This window comes from Mucilaginibacter psychrotolerans (assembly GCF_004519315.1).
GTDB classification, from domain to species: Bacteria; Bacteroidota; Bacteroidia; order Sphingobacteriales; family Sphingobacteriaceae; genus Mucilaginibacter; species Mucilaginibacter psychrotolerans.
In genome coordinates this window covers 29,857-44,833 of sequence record NZ_SOZE01000021.1, presented here as the reverse complement: position 1 = coordinate 44,833, position 14,977 = coordinate 29,857, and the positions used below count along the sequence as shown (strand labels likewise).

The window sequence follows — 14,977 nt, the reverse complement described above, 5'->3', positions numbered from 1 at the left end:
TTAATGATATAAGGTGCCTGTATTTACCACCGGTGATACGGCGCGTTCGCCGCAAAGTACAACCAGCAGGTTGCTTACCATGGCGGCTTTGCGTTCTTCGTCAAGTTCTACGATGTTCTTTTCGGCCATTTTATTCAAAGCCATTTCTACCATGCCTACCGCACCCTCTACAATGAGCCTGCGGGCCGCTATAATGGCCGATGCCTGCTGGCGTTGTAACATGGCCTGTGCAATCTCAGGCGCATAGGCCAGGTGCGATATTCGGGCCTCAATCACTTCGATGCCGGCGCGGTCTAAACGGTCGTTCAATTCTTTTTCCAACATATGGCTTACTTCTTCGGCACCACCGCGGAGGGTTATGCTGGCGGTTTCGTCTTCTATATGGTCGTAAGGGTAGGAGTTTGCCAGGTGGCGTACCGCAGCCTCGCTTTGTATGTTTACGTATTGCAGGTAGTTTTCTACGGCGAAAACGGCCTTGGCCGTCTCTTTTACCTGCCACACGATCACTGCGGCTATCTCTATCGGGTTACCTACACTATCGTTTACTTTAAGCTGCTGCCCGTTAAGGTTAAAGGCGCGCAACGATACTTTCTTTTTTACGGTAAATGGGTTCACCCAAAAGAACCCGCCTGATTTTACAGTTCCCAAATAGTTACCGAACAGGATAAGCACGCGCGATTCATTTGGGTTTACGATGATTAGACCCGAAAGTACGATGATTAGATCGAACAAGGAGATACTGATACCGATGACAGGGTGTCGCTCCACAAAAAAATATGCTGCTGCCCCGCCTAATACAAAGAATAGCAACAGGCCCAAATAGCCCGATGGTGCTGTGATAACTTTTTCAGAGTTCATGGTTATGGTGATTTAAAATGATATCATAAAGATATCAAATTTGATTTGACAAAAACAAGAAAAAAGTACATTTACCGAAACTTATATTATTTTTGATAGGTTAAACAATATAATGGCAAAACTATCATCGGCCCGGCAGAAGGCATTATTGCGCAAATACGCCCTTAACGTTAAGTTTTTTATGGTGATAGTGAGCGTGAGCGTTATTGTGTTCGCGCTGCCGAAGCAGGCAAAATTTGCCTACGAATATGAAAAGGGGAGGATATGGAACCAAAAAGATCTGATATCGCCTTACAACTTCGCCATACTGAAAACCAACCAGGAAATAGAAGCCGACCAAAAAGCCGCCCTGGCTACGGTAACGCCGATATACCAGCTAAACACTGAAGTAGGCAAACAACTTATAGAAGGCTTTAAAACCGATCTGGAGATAAAATGGCATGGCGCGGGTATAAACGACAAGCTTAAATCTCAATATCTCGAGACTGGCGTAAACCTGCTTACCCAAGTCTACAACCGTGGTATATTCAAACCTAATACAAAATACCAGCAGGGCGGACCCGACTATAAGATAACCATACTGAGCAATAACATCGCTACCGAGCGCAATACAGCCGATCTCTTCACCCGCGAAACTGCCATTACTTACTGCGATAATGCGATAGGCAAGGTGCCCTATGTAGACCGGGCATTTATGCTGAACCTGCTACAAGACAGGCTGCAGACTAACCTTGCGTACGACCTTAAACTAACCACCCGCCTGGAGCAGGAGGTGGTAGAAAACCTTTCCATTACCCGTGGCATGGTGCAAAAAGGCGAAACCATTATCAGTAAAGGTTCCGTAATCAATAACGAGGCTTTCCAAAAACTAAACTCTTATAAAAAGGCTTTCGAGGATAACGCCCGTATTAACGGCAACTATAAGCTGGTGTTATTTGGTCAGTTTTTGCTGGTTGGGTTGACGATTACCTTGCTGATGATTTTCCTGTATCTGTTCAGGCGGGACATTTATAATGATAACAGGCTGGTGAGCCTGATATTGCTGGTGGTTACTGCTATGCTGGCCACCTTATCGCTGGCTATTAAGTTGCAGTGGCCGGGCAATTTGTATTATATACCTTATTGCATCGTTCCCATCATCATCCGTATATTGTTCGATACGCGCCTGGCACTCAACATCCACTTGCTGGTAGTGCTTATAGCCGGTTTTTTTGTACCGAACAGCTTCGAATTTGCATTTTTTGAGATAACGGCAGGCATGGTATCAATCTACAGCATCAAGAACCTTTTGCGCCGCGAACAATTCCTCATCTCGGCACTCATCATTACCTTTGCCTATTTTGTTTCTTTCGTGGGTATATCGCTGGTGCGTGAGGGCTCGTTCAGCAGTATCGACTGGGTGGATTTCCTTCCTTTTGCAGGCAGCGTAATGCTCACCTTGCTGGCCTATCCGCTTATTTATGCCTTTGAAAAGGTTTTCGCTATCACATCCGATATTACCCTTATCGAACTCACCAATACCAACGCCCCATTACTACGCGAGATGGCCTTTAGCGCACCAGGCACCTTCCAGCACTCTTTACAGGTAGCCAACCTGGCCGAGAACGCCATCTACGCCATTGGTGGGAATTCTTTGCTGGTAAGGGCAGGGGCGCTGTACCACGATATCGGCAAGATGCAAAATCCGCTGTTTTTTATCGAGAACCAAAACTCGCACTTCAACCCGCACGATAAGCTGCCTTACGAGGAAAGCGCTCAGATCATCATCCGCCATGTGAGCAAAGGCATTGAGATGGCGCGTAAAGCCAACTTGCCCGAAATCGTTATCGATTTTATACGTACGCACCATGGCAACACCCGGGTAGATTACTTTTATCAATCGTTTTTAAAGAATTTCCCCGAAAAGTTCATCAACGAGAACATCTTCCGGTACCCTGGCCCCATACCTTTCTCCAAAGAAGCCGGTGTTTTGATGCTTGCCGACTCGGTAGAAGCGGCATCGCGATCGTTGAAAGAACCTGATGAAGAGTCTATCGGCGTATTGGTGGATCGTATTGTAAAATACAAGCTGGATCAAAATCAGTTGAACGATAGTAATATAACCCTGAAAGACCTGGAAACAATAAAAAGCATCTTTAAACGCATGTTGATGAGCATTTATCACGTTCGGATAGATTATTAGCAGGTTTTGGGTGGTTTATTGAGGGTGTTGCGAGTGGTTTTTTGATGTTTTTAAGGTATTAGTCGCCGTATTTGTAAAATAATTCCACACATAATCAGGCTGATAACTAATAAGTCAAATTTTTTTTTGACACGCAGGCCGATTTGCTATATTTGCAATCCCGAAAAAAGGGAACATGTTTTTAACACTGGTGAGGTGCCTGAGAGGCCGAAAGGATCAGTTTGCTAAACTGACGTACGGGAAACTGTACCGAGGGTTCGAATCCCTCCCTCACCGCTAGGAAGACCAACAAAATCAAACAAAAGCCTCTAAATCAGTGATTTAGAGGCTTTTTCTTTTTTGCAATGTTGCCAAAAATCATATTAATTCACAAAATTAATTGGCGTCATTCGTGTAGTTCGGCTACAAATCAAAAAGACGCTGGGAAAGTGACTTAAGTAACTGGTATTTAGCATGTTCACGATATGGACATCTTGATTTGAAAACGCATTTTTTCGACATTTATTAACGAAAATTAGCGTATTATGTTGGAAAAAAGTTTAGGGTTGATGTTCTTTTTGAAACATCCAAAAAATTATGAACAAGGTGACAAGTATATTTATCTAAGAATTACGGTAGATGGTGTGTCAAAAGAATTATCCACGAAAAGAGTATGGGATCCTGCCAGATGGCATGTAAAAAGTGGCAGAGCGCAAGGGACTAAAGAGGACGCGAAGGCGCTAAATGTAATGCTTGATACTATCACTTTGAAAGCGCAGGAGGCTAGACGGCAGCTAATCGAAGAGAACAGGGATATATCATCACAAGCAATAAAGGACTTTCTCACCGGAATCGATAATCGTAAGATGATTCTTAATGTGTTTGCAGATCATAACAAACAGATAGAAGCACTTATAGGAAAGGAGTATGCTTGGGGGACTTTTGATCTTTTCAACAGGACTTATGATCATACCAAAGCTTTCATAAAATGGAAATACGGTGTAGAGGATTTGGAGATTAAAAAGCTTGATTACGAATTTATCAGTCAGTATTCTTTCTGGTTGAAAACAGTAAGAAATTGTCAACACAATACCTCCGTCAAATATTTGACGTATTTCAAAAAGATCGTCCTTTTGTGTGTGAAACATGACTGGTTGCAAAAGGACCCGTTTCATGCGTTTAAGATGACTAAAAAGGAAGTTGAGAAGCCCTTTTTAACCGATCAGGAACTAGAAGTGATTTCAAAGAAAAAATTCCCCTCCGTCAGATTAAGTAACGTACGTGATCTATTTTTATTCAGTTGTTATACGGGCCTAGCTTATGCTGATTTGAAGAAATTACGTCCGGATGAAATCGGGGTAGGGGTAGATGGTGAAATGTGGATAATGACGCATAGGCAAAAGACAGATACGGCTTCCCGAATTCCTTTGCTAGAAGAATCAGTCAAAATACTTGAAAAGTATCAAGGGCATGCCTGCAGTGTTGTTACAGGCACAGTCTTTCCAATTTTGACAAATCAAAAGATGAACGCATACCTAAAAGAGATTGCTGACGTTTGTGGGATTATTAAAAATCTTACCTTCCATACTGCACGTCATACTTTTGCAACGACGGTCACTTTAAGTAACGGTGTGCCTATTGAAACTGTGGCAAAAATGTTAGGACATAAAAACTTACGTCAGACTCAACATTATGCAAAGGTTTTAGATATGAAAGTTGGAAATGATATGCAGCTGTTACGGGAGATTTTAAGAAAGAGATCGAAAATTAGTGAGGTCTAAACAAGAGATATCAATTATGGAAATGCACCGCAATACTAAGTGAAGATTTTTTATTTTTCGGAACTGCGTTAAGGCTAATGCAGTTCCTAGTCCTTCGCTTTGTTGCTGAGAGCTAAGGTTCAGAACCACCTCTCTAATATATTGTTTATCAGTACTTTGTATTTTAAAAAGTTCCTTACTCTAAGTAATGGCGCAAATAGCAAGTTACTCTAATTGTTGAATCAAATATATGGCATTTTTTCGCGTCTAAATAATTTTATTTCCTTATTGGCCAGCGCCCAGTATGAGGATGCAGAAGGCTGGATATTCCAGTTAAAAGAGGATCAGGAACGTTTTGCCCCCTGGACACAGGATATCGAAAAAATTGAAGCGGCTGTAAAAGCGAGTGATCTTTCAGTACAAATAATCCCTAAGGCAAGAAAGTAGCTGCGATTTTTAAGATTATCTAAGCGGATCTAAACTTCATATCATCGCTAAATATTCTAACCATTTGTTAAAAGCAATGCTGGAAGTTGATGTAAAATATAGAGGGACTTTTAGAAGTATTTAAATATTGATGGCAGAAAAATGAAATCCCCCGAACGCTTGCCGCCAGGGGGATTTCGACCTAAACCTTATCACAATTTGCGGCTGAATGCCGCAATGAATTAGAATGCAATTTAAGAAAAAATATTTACCAGCGATTTTGCTGCTGCTTAAAACGCATAAATTCCCGAAACATATGTTCATTGTACCGCCGCTTCATTTCTTCTCTTTTTAAACGCACAGAGTAGCGCCACAGGAAAATTGCCCATATGCCAAATGCAACTGCAAAACCGGGCCATGGATTGTGTTTCATGCTCAGCGCGCCGAAGAATCCGAAGGTAGAAACAAGGCAGGTGAATATAAAATGGACGAAGTTTTTCATGATTTTCTATACTTAAAGATACTAATTCCGTTAGTATTTTACAAGCCTTTTTCAATTTATTTCGTAAATATTATTGTTATGGCGGGCCGTCTGAACTCTGTCCCGAATGATATCTGTAATATCAGATTCGGGAATTCCCATCAGCAGGATTATTTTGTTTTCAGGATCCGTACTTTTCAGCGTGAGTACCATCAGCCTGAAAAGCTGCAGGAGGAAAGATTGCGTGATGATATAATCTTTAATCCGGAACATTTCCAGCTGATCCACGCGTTTGAAAAAAATGCCATGAGTGATTCGTATAAATTCGGCGGTTATCAGATATTGATAGCTGCGGATATAAAGCAGTCGGTACCATGCTGCGGCTGACGCAGCAATTCCGAATAATATGAAATAAGGCGAGAGCGAGCAGGAAAGCGGAACAAATGTTACTGCCAGCAGGATTAGCGGCAGGTTTTTCATGACCGCGAAAAGCATAGCGGGTTTTAAAAGAATGTCATCAGTTGTTTTCATTTTTCAGCTGGTCTAAAAAAGTTAGAAATTTGACGGGCTTGCGGGTGCGGATACGGGCACGGATGCCGAAGGCTTTGAAAAACAGCGAGAGTGTCTGCTTGTCCTTGTCGAAGATCCGGTACTGTCCCTTAGTGCTGAACATTAACCGTTCACCGACAAAATAAACACGGAGCGGTATTGCCTTAATGCCGGCCGCCAATTTGATATCTGTTACGCGGCCGAGCATGTCGCTGCCGAACACAAGCGTGAATTTGCTTTTCCGGAAGCGATCTCTGATCCACCGAATCTGCTCATCGTGCAGGCGGTTTCCGATTGCAATAAAAGCGAGGAGTTCTGGTCTTGGGTATCGCTGGCGGTTGACTGCGATAAAGGCAATGGCTTCCATTGCAGAATAAGAAATAATAACTTCCGCTGCAGTTTCATTTCCTGCCACCCAGAGATTTATGGTGGTCGGAACTTTGTGAAAACCTTCGCCATAATGTTCGTGATCCTCTCCGTAGCTGAAGAGCAAATCGTCGGTAACAGAAAATAAGGCCTGGATTTCCGGTGGCAAATATGTGAGACAGCAATAAGGGCAGGCCTGAATCAGAACCTGCCCTTTATAAGTCTTCCAGTCGTAAGGATTTTGAAATCCCCCGGGACTAATACTGTGTTTAAGGACGACTCAGAAAAAAGTTGATATAACCCGCAGCGAGCTCAGGCTGCTGATGGTGCGGACCGTGTCCCGAATCATTTAGTATGATATGCTGCATCGTCGGAGCGTGGCGTAACAGCGGAAACCAGTTTTCCACAGCAAAACTAATATCGTGATCTCCCGAAATAACCAATACAGGGTTTTGTATTGTTTGATACTGTCCTCTGAAGTTTTGACTGTCCTCTTTGATCATTGCAGAGCCTCCGAAATATCTTTGAAACTTTTCGGGGGTTGATGGTATTTTGCTGCGGTCAAGACGCTTTGCTATCCTTTCGTGAGACAGGTCTGCTGTTGCTCTGCTTTTTTCTGACGCTGGTTCGAAAAAGAGGGTATACTCATCTTCCAGATCGTTTGCTGGTTTCAATGCCTTTTCAAAAAAACTTTTATCGAAAGGCACCTCGTTAATTCCGGGAGGATTTGTGCCGATAAGCACAGCTTTACCGATTCGCTCTTTATTCAGAAATAATGCGGTCTGGGCTACCAGACCTCCGTACGACCAGCCGGCGACATCAAATTTATCAATTTGCAAATGATCCATAAGGAGGGTGCCAATTCCGGCAACCTCTGTAATATCGAGCGGAAGATCACCCGCAGAGTCTCCTATGCCGGGATAATCGAAAAGGACGATAGTGTGCTGCTCAGCCAGGGTGTCAAGAAATAGCGGATCCCAGGTATCCAGTATTCCGCGAAAGCGGTTGTAGAACAGGAGAGGGGAGCCCTGACCGAATATGCGGTAGGCGATTTTATTGCCTCCCAGGTCTGCAAATTCAGTTTGTGCGTTAAAACTTTGTGTTTCCATTTTGATGTAATTTTTGATAATAAAATTAATCAATCCAATCCCCGGGGAAAGGTACAGTTCAAACAAAGAGTGGTACAAAAGGCATATCCTGTCATTTTAAAACCCGGATAGTGTGAGCGTTCAGCTTTAGAGCCCGCCAGCAAAAAGAGCCGGGTATTTACCCGGCTCCCCTGAGATCGATAAACAATCCGGCAAAAAATATTATTTATTCAGATATTTTTTTAGTTCGGATGATGCCTGCAGGAAAAGTTCCTGTGTCTGCGGAATTGTCGCAAGTCCATTCAGCAAGCCAAAATCGTGTATAACTCCATTATATCTTACTGTAGTGGCTTTTACACCGGCTTCCAGTAACTTACGGCCATATGCTTCACCTTCATCTCTAAGGACGTCATTCTCTGCTACCTGAATCAGCGTAGGCGGTAAACCTCTCAGCTGATCAACGGTTGCCTGTAAAGGTGAAGCAAGGATATTCTTGCGTTTCTCTGGTTCCGGAATATACATATCATACATCCATTTCATTAATGGTGTGGTTAAAAATCTGTCGGATCCATACAGCTGATATGAGGCAGTGTTAAAATCGGCGTCAACAATCGGCCACATCATTACAGCTACCTTAATTTCAGGACCTTTGCGTTCTTTTGCCATAAGAGACATTACTGCAGTCATATTGCCACCGACGCTATTGCCAATCACAGCCAGTCGTTTGCCGTCGACATTGATTTCCGAGCCATGAGCAGCCACCCAGTTCATTGCGGCATATATCTCATTGATGGCCTGCGGGAACTGCGCATCCGGTGTGCGTGTGTAATTAACAAAGACGCCAACTGCGCCGGAACCAACCGCTAAATCCCTTACCATGCGCTTGTGAGTAGGATAGTCGCCAAGTACCCAGCCACCGCCATGGATAAAAATAAATACTGGTAACACACCTTTTGCGCCTGCAGGTCTGACAATATTAAGTTTAATATTGAAACCATCAGCTGAAATGGTTTTTTCCGATTCCGTTATACCGGAGTAGTCAACTTTAGCACTGGCCTGGGCATTAACCAGTACCAGTCTTGCATCGGCAGGTTTCAATGTTTCCAAACCAGGACCGCCGTTATTAAGCCCTTTTAAAAATGCGCGAACGTCAGGGCTAAGGTGTTCGTCAGTTGCAAAATCTGCAACCTGTGCGTTAGCGCTTGAAAATGCGGCAGCCGCCATCAGGACTGCGATTACTGTTTTTCTAGTGTTCTTCCAGAGAGTCATTGTTTCTGTTTTCATGTCGGATAATATTTATGTGAAAATTGAAATTCAATACTCAATGAGCGAGCCATACTTTTAAAATATTGATTTACAGGTTTTTATGCATACTTTTTAATTTTTTTAATTTGCTTTATATCGCTAAAATAACCGGATTACTCTAAATGTCGTCTTCTGAATTCAGCTGGTACACCTTCTTATATGATTTATTGTAATGAAAAATTACCCGCTGGTCGGATGTTTTGGTAGAATGTAAAATACAGTATTCAGACAGCCGTTTTCATTTATCACGGTCATTTTAGTGTACCATCATTATTTTCAGATTTGGAATGGCACAGGTTGCTCTTCTTCAGTTTTATAACACAAAATGCCCGGTGTAAAGGTATCGGTGTTCATTTGTACAATTAAATGTATGATTCGTACAATTATCGGAACCTGAATAGGTATATATTGACCCCAAAATAAACCAAATGAAAGCATATGTATTGAATGAGCCGGGTGATGCCGCTCAATTGGAGATTAAAGAACTTCAGGTACCGCAGCCTGGTCATGATGAAGTACTGATCCGTGTTAAGGCGATCAGCATCAACCCCGTAGATGTAAAAACCCGTGGCGGACAGGGATTCTATGGGCGGCTTAAAGCACTTGATCCCCTCATCCTCGGCTGGGATATTGCTGGCACGGTAGAAAAAGCAGGCGAGGGAGTTACTTCATTTAAACCTGGTGATGATGTGTTCGGCATGGTAAACTTTCCCGGACACGGGAAAGCCTATGCGGAATATGTGACAGCGCCTGCAGGCCAGCTTGCCTTAAAGCCGGGTAATATAAGTTTTGAAGAAGCGGCAGCAGCAACATTGTCTGCATTGACCGCTTACCAGGTGCTGGTTAAACAAGCAGCGGTAAAGGCTGGTCAAAGTGTATTGATCCCGGCGGCCTCGGGCGGCGTGGGACACTATGCGGTTCAGGTTGCCAAATATCTTGGAGCACGCGTTACCGGCACATCATCAGCTAAAAACCGGGATTTCGTTTTGTCGCTTGGAACAGATGAATATCAGGACTATAATCAAACTGACCTCGACAGAAAGGTTAAGAACTTTGATTTTGTATTCGATACCGTTGGCGGCGAAAATATCGACCGTTCTCTTCCGCTCGTTAAAACAGGCGGCACATTGATCAGTATCCCAACAGTTTTAAGTGATGACTTGCTGGCAAAAGCAAAAGGACTGGATGTCAAAGCTTTTTTTTATCTGGTCTCATCGGATGGGGAAAGTATGAAAGAAATTGCCGCTTTGCTTGAAAAGGGTATAGTAAAATCACACGTCTCTGCTGTTTTTCCATTTGAGGAAATGGCTGCGGCTCACCGGGCTGTTGAAAGCGGTAGAACTATTGGTAAAGTGATAGTTACTGTTTAAAAGTATAATCAGGTACAGCTGATGGTCCACGAAAATTCCGCTGATATATTTAATCCGCGGAATTTTCATGGATAATTCTGGATTTTAACCGAATAATTTTACAGGTTTCGCTGATCTTACCTTTCCAAAATCCCTTGAGTATTCATCATAATCATGCTAAAACTTTCTCGTTCAAGGCGTATTAATCAGCCGTTGGTTTTACCGGCTATAACTGAAAACCTTTTTTGACTGATGAATATGATCTTTCTTCAGAGCCAGGTATGCCGCTGTTTGAAACGTACAAGAATTAAAGCTTATCATACATTGCCATCTCTGATCTGCGGTCTAATTTTGTATCTACATAAAACAAAATTTATCATATGAAAGACGGAAGAGAACTTGTCGATCTTGTAATTAATGCGCATGGCGGCATTTATCGGTGGAACCAGCTGAATACGGTGAAAGTTCACGTATCGATAAAAGGAATCACCTGGCCGCGTAAGGGACATCCTGATTCCCTGGATGACATTGTTTTTACGGCCAACTTGCATGCGCCTTATGATTCCTGGACGCCTATTTTCGAAGATGGCCAGAAGACCTATTTCAATGGCCTGGATGTGGCTCTGTTAAACGTTTCGGGTGAAGTGGTGGAAGAATCCAAAAATGCGAGGAAAACATTTGACGGACACGAGCTGCTGACGCCATGGAGCAGGATGCAGCTTGTGTATTTTGTCTCCTATGCAACATGGAACTATATGACGACGCCGTTTCTTTTGGCTCAGCCCGGTGTTCATGTACTGGAAATGGATCCCTGGGAGGAGAACGGCGAAACCTGGAGGAGATTACAGGTTATTTTCCCAGATTATATTCCGACACACAGCACCAGACAGGTTTTCTATTTTTCACAGGAGGGCCTCCTGAAGCGGCATGACTACTGGCCGGAAGTGCTGGGTAACAATTCGGCTGTGCATTATTATTCAGGGTATAAGGAATTCAATGGCATTAAAGCTCCTACAGTTCACCGGATCTATCCGCTGAATGATGCGGACCAGACTCCCGTTAAAGATATATTGCTGGTTTCCCTGGACATATTTAACATAACTTACGAATAACAGCAGAATAGTATCATCTGTCTGACAAACACTAAGTCTGTGTTGAAAAGAAAACCCTATTTAAAAACAATTTAAAAAAATATCACATGAACAAGCATCCGCTAAGAGTATTCAAGGAAACGCCGGGATCGACATTGCAGGAATTAAAAGATTTATTGGCAGAAGACGTGGTTTTTTCAAGTCCTATATTTACAAGGGAAGTAAAAGGGAAAGACCTGGTCGCGAAAGTTATGTTTACGTCTACAACTGTTCGGGAGGGTCATTTTACCCATGAATTTAAACAAGACAATGATACGGTTCTCATATGGGAAGGTAAAATTGATGGGCATAAATTAGTCAGCTTTGAGCTTATAGTTGATGATGAACAGGGGAAGATCAAGTATCGGTCCGTGGCATTCAAGCCATACCCGGTAGTGGAACTCTTCCGTGACGCTATGTATGAAGTGCTGAAAGATCTTATTCCGGAGGATATGTGGCATTTACAGCCGCAATAATATCTGGTGCGTTGGCCGGTTCCGATATTTGCTGAGAGGAGTATAGCGGGCGGTGGTGATGTTGCCGCAGCTTTCGGAATCCGGGAGCTTAGTGAACTTGCTAATAAATATCATGGGTATATATTGCCCCCGGCGTGCAGCTGGCTCAACTGGCGCGATCCCGAATCGCAAAATTAAGAATCAGAAATCCATGTAAAGGTGTTGCCGGCTTTTGCCGGTAACACCTTGATAGGGGAGGATCAGGTGAACGTAACGCCGTATCTGTTACAGATCTCCGTTACTAATTTAAAATCCGGCGGTCCCGCCGGCAACCGGTCAAGTTCTTCGAACATGCCTTCAATACCAGCCGGAACGAGATTGATTTTCAGTTTTGAATCTTTGAGCGCTTTTAGTGAATGAGGAACGCTTTTAGGCAGATAAATGGTATCGCCACTGGTGAGAACGTAGGTTTTATCTCCGGTACACACCTCTACTTCTCCTTCAATGATCTGGAAATTTTCATCCTCGAGGCTGTGTGTATGCAAGGGGACACCTGCGCCTTCCGGAAGTTCCTGCATAATTACCGTAAGTTTTCCGTCGGTATCTTTGCCAGTCAGCTTAAGTATCTGGAGATCGCCTAATACGCTTATTTTTTTACCCTCATCAGCTCTTACAACTGTTGGTTTCATAATTGAATGTATAGATGGTGAATCTTTGAATAATTAAAAAAAAACCTGATCGATGAAACGAACCAGGTTAAGGGGGGAGTCAGCCGCTGTCTCAAACCCGTATCTGCGGGAAATGAACTCATGATCATTAAAAGCGATAAGCGTTTTGCCATCCTGATTCTGCCAGCATATGATCTTCAGGGGGAGATCAAGCGCAATAAGCGGATTGGATGCCATCAAGGCTGCGCCCTTTTGGGGGTTGCCGAACAGCAGGTACTCCAGCGGCTGCAAAGTGATGCCATTTTTTCTTGCTTCTGACTGCTGGTCAATACGGGTGTATACAGTTGCTCCGTGTGATTCTGCATATCTTTGAATCAGGTCCATGGTTTCCTTAACTGGGAGTTTACATTCTTTTATCAGAATTCCCTGAGCATCAGCGGTTGTAATATCTGTTAAGCTCATCTTACTTATTGATTAAAAGGTTTATCCTTGCTTAATTCCGGATTATAATGCAGTCCAGGGGTCAGCCAGTATAAGAGAATGACTCTGGAATAACGAAAATTGAAGGGGGACAGGATTACCGATATAGCCAGAACGACGATCACATAAAGCCAGGGATTATTACTCCCGGTGAGTACACTTATAGCGACAACCGCCGTTATAAATTCAGCTACGTTCATTGCATAACTGACAAACATGGCGACATAAAAATACCCGGGTTCAATCTCATAAGTCAGGTGGCAGTGATCACAGGTCGCGTTCATCTTCTGACCGCCAAAGCCGTACATGCTGTTGGCAAAAATACGCCCTCTTCTGCAGCGCGGGCATTTCGCATGTAGAAACGAAGGCCAGACTGCTATCTTAAATTTTTGAGATTCCATATCGAAATTAGTTATTGATGTATTTAACAGCAGCAGCCCCGATTATTCGGTTGCCTGCCTGCTATTTCCTTTCAAGTTAGTTATTTGTTAAAAACGGATCAGAGACCCGAGCCGCCCGTGCGATTCATTGTTTTCTGGATTCTGCGGGCAGAATCTGCAATCATATAAATGTTGGCGCCCAGCATGATGATGTCTTTAATTACAAGCCTTCCTCTTGCTGAAAGATAGGGAAAACCGAAGTCCGTATCACCCAGTTTTGGCACCCAGCATTCAGGTGTAGTAATCAGGAACGACAGTGTTCCGATGCACATAATTATCAGAAGCAGTCCGGCAGCAAGTCCTGCATAGGGGGTTATATAGTCGATGAGAAGAAGCAAACCCATGCCTACCAGTAAAATCCCGAGACCGTGAGCAAATGCATAGGTGCCGTTATCGGTATGCCACTCCCTGTTATTCTGAATAAGCTCTCCCTCCTTATTCATGTGTTTTTTATAGGAATCGGGTGAATGGTAGAAAAAGGACATCGCCGGGCTGTTAGCGACAAAAGGTACGATTCCGTCGGCTTCGTAGTCTGCGAATTTCAGCGCGCCGATCCAGATCAGAACCAAAGCTATAGCGAATCTGGTAAAGTGCAGTCCAAAGCCTTCTGCGCGGGCGCATAGTGATATGATTGATTTAAAAAGTGAGTTCATTTCTGTTTTTTTTAGTGATAACATCAGCGGTGCCTCTCAGTTTAGGCAGAGCCGGCACCGCCTTTGCACGGTTAAAGTGCCGGAACAGCCGGAAAGTCTACAGGGGGGCTGGTTAAAGCGTATACGTAATTAGTAATGATCCTTAAGCCGGCCAGCATAACTACATCAATAATGCTTCCTTTGCTATATCCCTGATTCAGAAAGTTTTCGACGATTGCCGGCGCAGCCTGCCCTTTATTTTCAGCGATACTTTTGGCCAGTTTTGCCAGGGCATCATATTTGGGGTCAAATGATGCACTGCCGCTGCGGATTTCCATAATTTGTTCGTCGCTGAAACCGTTCATTTTTGCAAATTTACTATGCGCGCTCAGACAGTATACACAAGTGTTAACCTGACTTACAACGAGATTGACAATCTCTTTTTCTTTTCCGGTAAGGGAGGACTTAGCTCCCTGCGCAGCCAGAAAAGCAGATAGCGCATCATCAGAGTAAGCAAAATTCGCATATAGGTTTGGTACAAAGCCCAGTGATTTTTTCAAAGTATCGAAAATGGTTTGATTGGCCGCTGAAACCTCGTTTCTGTCGGGCACGTTAAATATGTTTTCCATGAAACAAAATTAATCTCCCGGAATCCCTGTTCCGATGCACGAGAAAGCGTTTCTGTTGTATAAAACGAATGTATTTCCTAAATAAAAATGGGTGTTTTAGTTATATGATGCCGGGGTGGACGTTAATGCCCATTCAGAATTTACAGGGTTGAGAGGCATAGGTACACCTGCCCAAATGAAGTACGGGATACATGACGGTC

General features: G+C 43.4%; 17 protein-coding genes and 1 tRNA gene. 7 read left to right on the top strand and 11 right to left on the bottom strand.

Going from position 1 to position 14,977, the window contains the following annotated elements:
* Window positions 1-858, bottom strand: coding sequence for an SPFH domain-containing protein (locus E2R66_RS18620; protein WP_133233397.1), 858 nt, complete (start codon window positions 856-858; stop codon window positions 1-3).
* Between the two features lie 112 nt (window positions 859-970).
* On the opposite strand from E2R66_RS18620, the gene E2R66_RS18615 reads away from it, so the two are divergent.
* From E2R66_RS18615 to E2R66_RS18600, 4 genes are all read left to right on the top strand, one after another.
* Window positions 971-3,040 carry an HD family phosphohydrolase gene (locus E2R66_RS18615; protein WP_133233399.1) on the top strand — a complete coding sequence of 690 codons (2,070 nt, stop codon included), beginning with the start codon at window positions 971-973 and terminating at the stop codon, window positions 3,038-3,040.
* A gap of 189 nt (window positions 3,041-3,229) precedes the next feature.
* A tRNA-Ser gene (locus E2R66_RS18610) sits at window positions 3,230-3,316 on the top strand.
* A 248-nt stretch (window positions 3,317-3,564) separates the two neighbouring features.
* The gene (locus E2R66_RS18605) at window positions 3,565-4,800 is read left to right on the top strand and encodes a site-specific integrase (RefSeq protein WP_133233401.1); all 1,236 of its coding nucleotides are present in this window, start codon (window positions 3,565-3,567) and stop codon (window positions 4,798-4,800) included.
* 216 nt (window positions 4,801-5,016) lie between these two features.
* Window positions 5,017-5,226 (top strand): hypothetical protein, encoded by a 210-nt coding sequence (locus E2R66_RS18600; protein ID WP_134737947.1) that lies wholly within the window; start codon window positions 5,017-5,019, stop codon window positions 5,224-5,226.
* A 247-nt stretch (window positions 5,227-5,473) separates the two neighbouring features.
* Here E2R66_RS18600 and E2R66_RS18595 read toward each other — a convergent pair whose 3' ends face one another.
* The 5 genes from E2R66_RS18595 to E2R66_RS18575 all read right to left on the bottom strand — a co-directional run bounded on the left by E2R66_RS18595 (window position 5,474) and on the right by E2R66_RS18575 (window position 8,973).
* Complete coding sequence (locus E2R66_RS18595; protein WP_133233405.1) at window positions 5,474-5,707, bottom strand: hypothetical protein; 234 nt, start codon at window positions 5,705-5,707, stop codon at window positions 5,474-5,476.
* A gap of 51 nt (window positions 5,708-5,758) precedes the next feature.
* Window positions 5,759-6,217, bottom strand: a complete 459-nt coding sequence (locus E2R66_RS18590) for a PH domain-containing protein (RefSeq protein WP_133233407.1) — start codon at window positions 6,215-6,217, stop codon at window positions 5,759-5,761.
* Window positions 6,204-6,770 carry a hypothetical protein gene (locus E2R66_RS18585; RefSeq protein ID WP_133233409.1) on the bottom strand — a complete coding sequence of 189 codons (567 nt, stop codon included), beginning with the start codon at window positions 6,768-6,770 and terminating at the stop codon, window positions 6,204-6,206. Before E2R66_RS18585 ends, E2R66_RS18590 begins: the two co-directional genes overlap by 14 nt.
* Before the next feature lie 100 nt (window positions 6,771-6,870).
* Window positions 6,871-7,710 carry an alpha/beta fold hydrolase gene (locus E2R66_RS18580; RefSeq protein WP_133233411.1) on the bottom strand — a complete coding sequence of 280 codons (840 nt, stop codon included), beginning with the start codon at window positions 7,708-7,710 and terminating at the stop codon, window positions 6,871-6,873.
* 201 nt (window positions 7,711-7,911) lie between these two features.
* Window positions 7,912-8,973, bottom strand: coding sequence for an alpha/beta hydrolase (locus E2R66_RS18575; RefSeq protein ID WP_240049348.1), 1,062 nt, complete (start codon window positions 8,971-8,973; stop codon window positions 7,912-7,914).
* Window positions 8,974-9,422: 449 nt separating this feature from the next.
* Between E2R66_RS18575 and E2R66_RS18570 the strand changes: the two genes are divergently transcribed.
* The 3 genes from E2R66_RS18570 (at window position 9,423) to E2R66_RS18560 (ending at window position 11,949) form a co-directional block, all read left to right on the top strand.
* The gene (locus E2R66_RS18570; RefSeq protein ID WP_133233413.1) at window positions 9,423-10,364 is read left to right on the top strand and encodes an NADP-dependent oxidoreductase; all 942 of its coding nucleotides are present in this window, start codon (window positions 9,423-9,425) and stop codon (window positions 10,362-10,364) included.
* A 359-nt stretch (window positions 10,365-10,723) separates the two neighbouring features.
* Window positions 10,724-11,455 (top strand): hypothetical protein, encoded by a 732-nt coding sequence (locus E2R66_RS18565; RefSeq protein ID WP_133233415.1) that lies wholly within the window; start codon window positions 10,724-10,726, stop codon window positions 11,453-11,455.
* 86 nt (window positions 11,456-11,541) lie between these two features.
* Window positions 11,542-11,949, top strand: a complete 408-nt coding sequence (locus E2R66_RS18560; RefSeq protein WP_133233416.1) for a hypothetical protein — start codon at window positions 11,542-11,544, stop codon at window positions 11,947-11,949.
* A gap of 239 nt (window positions 11,950-12,188) precedes the next feature.
* Here E2R66_RS18560 and E2R66_RS18555 read toward each other — a convergent pair whose 3' ends face one another.
* The 5 genes from E2R66_RS18555 to E2R66_RS18535 form a co-directional block, all read right to left on the bottom strand.
* Entirely contained in the window at window positions 12,189-12,617 is a 429-nt protein-coding gene (locus tag E2R66_RS18555; RefSeq protein ID WP_133233418.1) for a cupin domain-containing protein, read from the bottom strand.
* A gap of 33 nt (window positions 12,618-12,650) precedes the next feature.
* Window positions 12,651-13,058, bottom strand: coding sequence for a DUF302 domain-containing protein (locus E2R66_RS18550; protein ID WP_133233420.1), 408 nt, complete (start codon window positions 13,056-13,058; stop codon window positions 12,651-12,653).
* 5 nt (window positions 13,059-13,063) lie between these two features.
* Complete coding sequence (locus E2R66_RS18545; RefSeq protein WP_133233422.1) at window positions 13,064-13,477, bottom strand: DUF983 domain-containing protein; 414 nt, start codon at window positions 13,475-13,477, stop codon at window positions 13,064-13,066.
* Window positions 13,478-13,575: 98 nt separating this feature from the next.
* On the bottom strand, window positions 13,576-14,193 hold the full coding sequence (locus E2R66_RS18540) for a DUF417 family protein (RefSeq protein ID WP_240049347.1): 618 nt from the start codon (window positions 14,191-14,193) through the stop codon (window positions 13,576-13,578).
* A 47-nt stretch (window positions 14,194-14,240) separates the two neighbouring features.
* Window positions 14,241-14,777, bottom strand: coding sequence for a carboxymuconolactone decarboxylase family protein (locus tag E2R66_RS18535; RefSeq protein WP_133233424.1), 537 nt, complete (start codon window positions 14,775-14,777; stop codon window positions 14,241-14,243).
* Between the last annotated feature and the right edge of the window lie 200 nt (window positions 14,778-14,977).